Here is a 488-nt window from a genome sequence, read left to right as displayed (position 1 = left end):
AAATAGATATTCGTAATTTAGTTTTTAAAGACTATCATTTGCAGATTTTATTTAAAAACAATGAATTTTTCATTAATAATAATTTATTTTTCTTAAAAACAACTTTACAAAAAGAAAAAAATAATATAAAAGTAAATATAGAAAAAATGCTTATTAAGGATTATAATTTAAGCATAGTTGGAAATTTAGATATTAATACTAAGAGCGAGTTTTATTTTTTTGATGCTAAAGCAAATTCTGATTTGATTAATTTTAATATAAATCTTTCTTATAAAAATGGCCAACTTGCTTATAATTTTAAAGAAATTAGTTTTAAAAATATTTTAGAGATTTTTAATAAGATTCAAAATAAAGTTCAACTTCCAGAAGATCTTATTTTATGGGTTGGAAATAGAGTAAAAGGGGAATTTTATTATTTAGATTATATTAAAGGTTTTATAGATTTTAATAAAAAAAGATATTATTTAGATAATATTGAAGCTTCAGGT

1 pseudogene is annotated in these 488 nt (G+C 18.4%); it reads left to right on the top strand.

From position 1 onward, the window contains the following. Window positions 1–38: 38 nt before the first annotated feature. Window positions 39–488: pseudogene (locus tag JG677_RS08570) on the top strand (DUF3971 domain-containing protein); the annotation flags it as partial.

The sequence above is a fragment of the Campylobacter sp. TTU-622 genome, from assembly GCF_016598965.1.
Lineage (GTDB): Bacteria > Campylobacterota > Campylobacteria > Campylobacterales > Campylobacteraceae > Campylobacter_D.
The sequence above is the reverse complement of the archived record's forward strand: the minus strand, read 5'-3'. Positions and strand labels throughout refer to the sequence as shown.